General features: G+C 39.4%; 5 protein-coding genes. All 5 read right to left on the bottom strand.

What is annotated here, in order from left to right; genetic code table 11:
- Positions 1-266, bottom strand: a 266-nt coding sequence (locus tag H8704_RS13860) for a hypothetical protein (RefSeq protein ID WP_249298658.1), incomplete at its 3' end; no start/stop codon positions are given.
- A gap of 24 nt (positions 267-290) precedes the next feature.
- Complete coding sequence (locus H8704_RS13855; protein WP_249298657.1) at positions 291-1,538, bottom strand: hypothetical protein; 1,248 nt, start codon at positions 1,536-1,538, stop codon at positions 291-293.
- A gap of 64 nt (positions 1,539-1,602) precedes the next feature.
- Positions 1,603-2,325 (bottom strand): hypothetical protein, encoded by a 723-nt coding sequence (locus H8704_RS13850; protein ID WP_249298656.1) that lies wholly within the window; start codon positions 2,323-2,325, stop codon positions 1,603-1,605.
- 508 nt (positions 2,326-2,833) lie between these two features.
- Positions 2,834-4,126 (bottom strand): IS110 family RNA-guided transposase, encoded by a 1,293-nt coding sequence (locus H8704_RS13845; RefSeq protein WP_249298655.1) that lies wholly within the window; start codon positions 4,124-4,126, stop codon positions 2,834-2,836.
- 81 nt (positions 4,127-4,207) lie between these two features.
- Positions 4,208-5,322 (bottom strand): S8 family peptidase (locus H8704_RS13840; protein WP_249298654.1); only part of this gene is annotated, 1,115 nt, incomplete at its 5' end.

Raw genomic sequence — 5,322 nt, 5'->3', positions numbered from 1 at the left:
CAATCCGAAATATCATCCCTTCGTACCTTGTCATATTTCTTTGTGAAATAATTCTGATAATAATCTCTCTCCCCGTCCGGAATCAATGTCTTTCCAAGCAGGTCTGCAATTTCATCTCCTGACTGCTCTGCTGTCTTATCTGCAGATTCTGTTGTTTGTACCGGCTCCATTTTGGGCAATCCTGTATCCTGACCGTTATTTCCGCATGCAGTCAATAACACGGTAAGAGACAGTACCGCCATTGTTCCCATTAATTTTGATCTCATATTTCCCCCTTTCTATCCTAAATTTCATTTTTCTTCCCAGAAAATTTTATGATGTAGCCTACTGATATTACCTCTCCATTTTTCCTGATACTCTTTCTTACATCCTTTCGGAACAACAATCGTATCTTTCTCCTCAAACAGGCAGACTCCTGATACCAGATGTAACGGCGTTCTGCCCTCAAAGACATATGTTGTACCGGTATGTCCCGCAGGATTATTCCGGACATTATTACCGCTTTTCGTATGCATAAATGTCACACTCTTTGGAATTACCATTCTCCGAAAAGTCGTTGTATCACCAATATACCATGGACAAAAAATCCTTTTGACGGTATCCGGTATATTGATCACGCCATTGTCAATATACGCAGCCACCAGTTCGCCTGAAGTTTTATCATAGATCGAACCGTTTTTCTCTGCATATTTCGGATTATCCTCTGCAATCCGCACGCTGGCTTCCGTAAAGTTATGATTTCCATATTTACCTGCCGCTTCAATCTCCGTAACACTCGCCGGGATCTGCATTTCCTTCGTTCCGAAATAATTTCCCTTTTTGGAGATCGTTTCTACTCTGTCCGGAATCTTGGACTCTTCTCTTTCCTCCAAAAGTCCGTATACTGTTTTTCCATCTTTGGAACACAGAAATCCATCTATGATCTTATAGTTTTTATTTTCTCCGAAAAAGGAAACTTCCTTCCATTTCACTCCGGTTAAACCCGTATCCTCCAGCTTTGTTTTAAGACCTGCCGGCAAACGAAGCACCTTTCCGTTTTGCACATATGCAAACAATCCCAGATCAATCCACTGAACCGTATCCGGAACATCTATCTCCTCAATCAGTGCCACCCGGTCATACACATCTTTGGGCTCAATTATGATATTCTCCACGGTAGAATCCTCTGAGCATTTTTCACCAAATATATTGCTCCAGTTTTCTGCTTTCCACATAGTGTCCGAGGTATCTTCCTGTTTAAAATTACCATTGCCGTTTCCCAGCCGGACCACCTTTTTTCCTGCCAGTTTTGAAGGTATTTTTAATACAGAAATATCCTCCTCCATCGGAATAATCTTTGTGATCCACACACCCTCTGCACCGATTCTGTATTTGTATTCAAAGCTCCCCACTTTCCGGCTTTTTTCTTTCGTCGTATATGCCTTATAAGGATTATCTGTGCATTGTTTTTTCTGAAAATAAATCACGCCACTATAAGCACATATTATCCCTAACATTATTGTGAGAATTGCTACTATTTTATTTTTTCTTTTATTCATTCTTTTTCCTTCCATAGATAATTCATTACTATATCACAACCTTATACAATATGTTATTCCATTATTACTTTGTTTTATAATGGTATGAATAATTGAGACTACTATCTACCGTTTTTATATACTCGTTAAATCTAATTAATTCATATCCTATTGTACAATTTCCTGACATCATTAAATCACTAGCACTTAAAGAACTACGGTTATTATATTTTTCCATTATTTTATTTGCTACAAAAGCCGCATCCCGATATCTCCAGGTTATATAATTTTTATTATCTGCATCTGCCACTGTAGATGAATAATTATTGCCATGTGTAATCCTATTTCCATGTAACGCAGAACTATGGGCATATGTGTCCGTAGCTGAATGAATTGCCATTCCCCAAAGTATTGCTCTCTTAAATCCATTTGTGTTAGTCTGATTTGGTCCTCCATGATTATTTACATATTTTAAAATTTCTCGCCATCCTCTTTGATTATTGGCATATAAAAAAGCTATATCTTCGTCCATTTTTGCTGTGTTAGCATAGTGTAATGATGGATATTGAACATTATACCCTAATCCGCTTCCTATTGCATCTGCTTTATATGATGCATACAAAACTGCTTTAATATAATTAGTCTCATAATATCCATGCCACCACGGATTCAGTGTCATATGATTAAATTGACCATCTTCAAAATATGAAATTTTTAAACCCGTATCTTTTGTTGTATCTGGAAATCTTGCCCCTGCTCTCACACAGTATTTAGCACTATCAACTAACGCGGCATGATCATTCCCCATCCAGTTTCCTTCAACACATCCTGTATCTTCAAATGTTATAACACTACTCCTCATATAATCAAGTGTTTTTTATTGAAAATTCAAGGTTTCTCAACCTTTTTATCTCAGCGAATAAACCATAGCTATAAGCATTTCGATGTATCGGGTACTGAAATAGCGGTTTTAAGGTATACGAAATAAAACGTCATTCATTTTCGCTTTACTGGCCTTGTGTATACCCATCCCTCTATGGCAGCTAACCTCCTATATCCACCAGGATCATCTCCGTCTCCGGAGGTCCTAACTTCCTTCGTCCTGCCTGCCCATAACCAGGGTGTCAGCTATGCTCCTATATGGGGTCATGCCCCATGGTGTTTATTTCTGCCGACTACTGGCTCATTCTTTGTTTTTATGATTACTGACCCGCTTCCTGTTACAGCACTGTGTGACCAGTGGACGTTATCTGTTACATTCTGTTTGATTCAGTGACTGCCCACACGACAGCCTCCACTATAGTTGCTTGTCTTTCTTATGCAGCCTGTAGATAAACTGCCGGTCTCTTGATGTCACCCACCATCTTTTTCGGATCATAGTCCACTCCTTTGGTCAGCATGGCATAAAAGACACGTATCAGCTTGGCTGCAACCGCCATAAGTGACTGCATTTTCTTCAATGGATTCAGTCTTCTGGTTGTGTAATAAGTATGGAGTTCCCTGAACTCCGGGTTCTTCGCCACAAGCGACATTGCAACCTCAAAGAGCAGATATCTGAGCCTCTTTCGACCTCGTCTGCTTATTGTTGTCTTTCCCTTGTGCTTTCCAGAACTATTCTCAACCAGCGCCAGCCCTGCGAGCTTCTGCAGTTCTTTTGGATTGTTGAAGCGGCTGATATCACCTACCTCTGCAAGGAACCCGGACACCGTCTTGATTCCCACTCCTTTGATCCCCAACAACTTTTCAGCCATCGGGATCTGATTTACCAACTCTTCGATCAGAGTCATAACTTCCTGAAGACGTATATTTCTGGATTCATAATCTTCCAGAAGCATTCGGATCTCCATTCTTGCAGATACTGCTCCTTCTTTGCTTCCAACGCTGTGCTCTGCAGCTTCGATCAGGGTCTTCGCCCTCGCCTTTCCAACTGCCCTCATCTTTGCATCCCGCCAGATCTGGTTCACTCCATCAATACCCAACGTCAGGATATCTTCCGGGAGTGGCGCCTGCTTAAGGATCAGCATTCCGCTTTTGGCATCCGGCTTTCCGTATACCGTCTTATATTCAGGAAAATATATATTGAACCAACGACTGATCCTGTTTTGAATTCTTGTAAGTTCCGCCTGTAACTGGAATCTTATATTTGATGCTGTTCTGAGATCAGCATAAACACCATCCGGCAGGTACGGGATCATGTAGCGTCCCTCTCTAACTAACCCTGCAATGACTTTTGGATCCTTACGATCATTTTTAGTTGGATTATTGTCGTCGAGTTCTTTCGATTTCTTGACATGATGGGGATTCACAAGAACCGGTTTCATCTCATTATCCTGAAGAAATTTTCCCAGATTAAACCAGTAGTGACCGGTTGGTTCCATGCCCGGAACCACCTTATCCTTCTCATGTTTTTCTTTGAGGTCCAGGATCCATTCCTTAAATGTCACAAATCCGGCCTCTGTGTTACTAAACTTAAATGGCTTCTTCGAATACTCGATTCCTCTGTGATCAAAAGCTCTGGCATAGTGCGTTTCGCTTCCTATATCAATTCCGAGTACCAAAGTTTTTTCTGTAATAGCTTCAATTTTTGCATTCTGTGTGTTAGACTTCATTGTAGATACCTCTCTGTTCAATAAGATTTTTACTAACCGCCAAGTCAGTAGTCTTATTGTACTCTGAGGTATTTTCAATTTTCAACATCCACATTTTTTATTATACAGGAAGCTCCTATTTACTGAATCTAAAATCTTCTTGTCATCTCCCGCCTTCTCATTATATTTTCTTTTATATTCATTATAATGTTGCAAGGCATATTTAGCATCAACAAGACCATATCCATACAAATCACATTTACCATATAAATTAGCACTCTCATCCAGTAATCCCCGAACAAAATCTGCTGATACGGTCAAATCTTTTTGCCAAATCAAAGACGCTACTGCCGCTACTTGTGGTGCTGCCAGACTAGTTCCTGATATAACATCCTCTGATCCTAAAAAACCTGTAGTTTTTACCAATTCACCTGGAGCAACAATTTCTACCTCTTTTCCCTTTGCACTATATTCTTCTATTGTTCCATTTTTATCTACAGCCCCCACTGCCATTACACCGTCAAATGCCGCCGGATATAAAACACCTTCATCCCCAGTATTACCAGCCGCAGCAATCATCAATATTCCATTTTCTTCTGCTGTATGAATAGCTTGTTCAAGAGTTTCTGAATATGCACTCAAACCAAAACTCATATTTATAATATTTACACCTTGATCAACAGCCATATAAATTGCTTCTACTACTCTACTCAAAGGTGAATGATTATTTTCATCTAATACTCGATATGAATAAATATCTACATATGGATTAATTCCCGTAATTCCTTTTTCATTTTCACTTGCAGCAATTAAACTTGCAACACTTGATCCATGTCCACTTCCATCCATAAACACCTGTGTCATTTCTTCCTCTCCTGGAACAAGACTCACTTGATGGGCCAAATCAATATCATTCCCCCAATCAATTCCAGAATCTATCACCGCAATCTTTACATGTTCTTTTGTATTTGCCCTCTTCCCTTCTGCCCGTAACATTCTGACATTCCATTCATATTCTGAGTCATTTATTTCAAATTTTTCAACTTGTTTTCGATGTCTTTTTTTCTGTAAAAATTGACTACAAGCAGCCACATCATAATCTTTTTCGACATACTCGACATCTTCATTTTCCCGAAGATCATTTACTTGTTTTTGGGACAATTCAATTGACAACATTTTATTTTCTTCAAAATTTCCTTCTGAATTACTACCAATTT

The organism is Jutongia huaianensis (genome assembly GCF_014384985.1).
GTDB classification, from domain to species: Bacteria; Bacillota; Clostridia; order Lachnospirales; family Lachnospiraceae; genus Jutongia; species Jutongia huaianensis.
The sequence above is the reverse complement of the archived record's forward strand: the minus strand, read 5'-3'. Positions and strand labels throughout refer to the sequence as shown.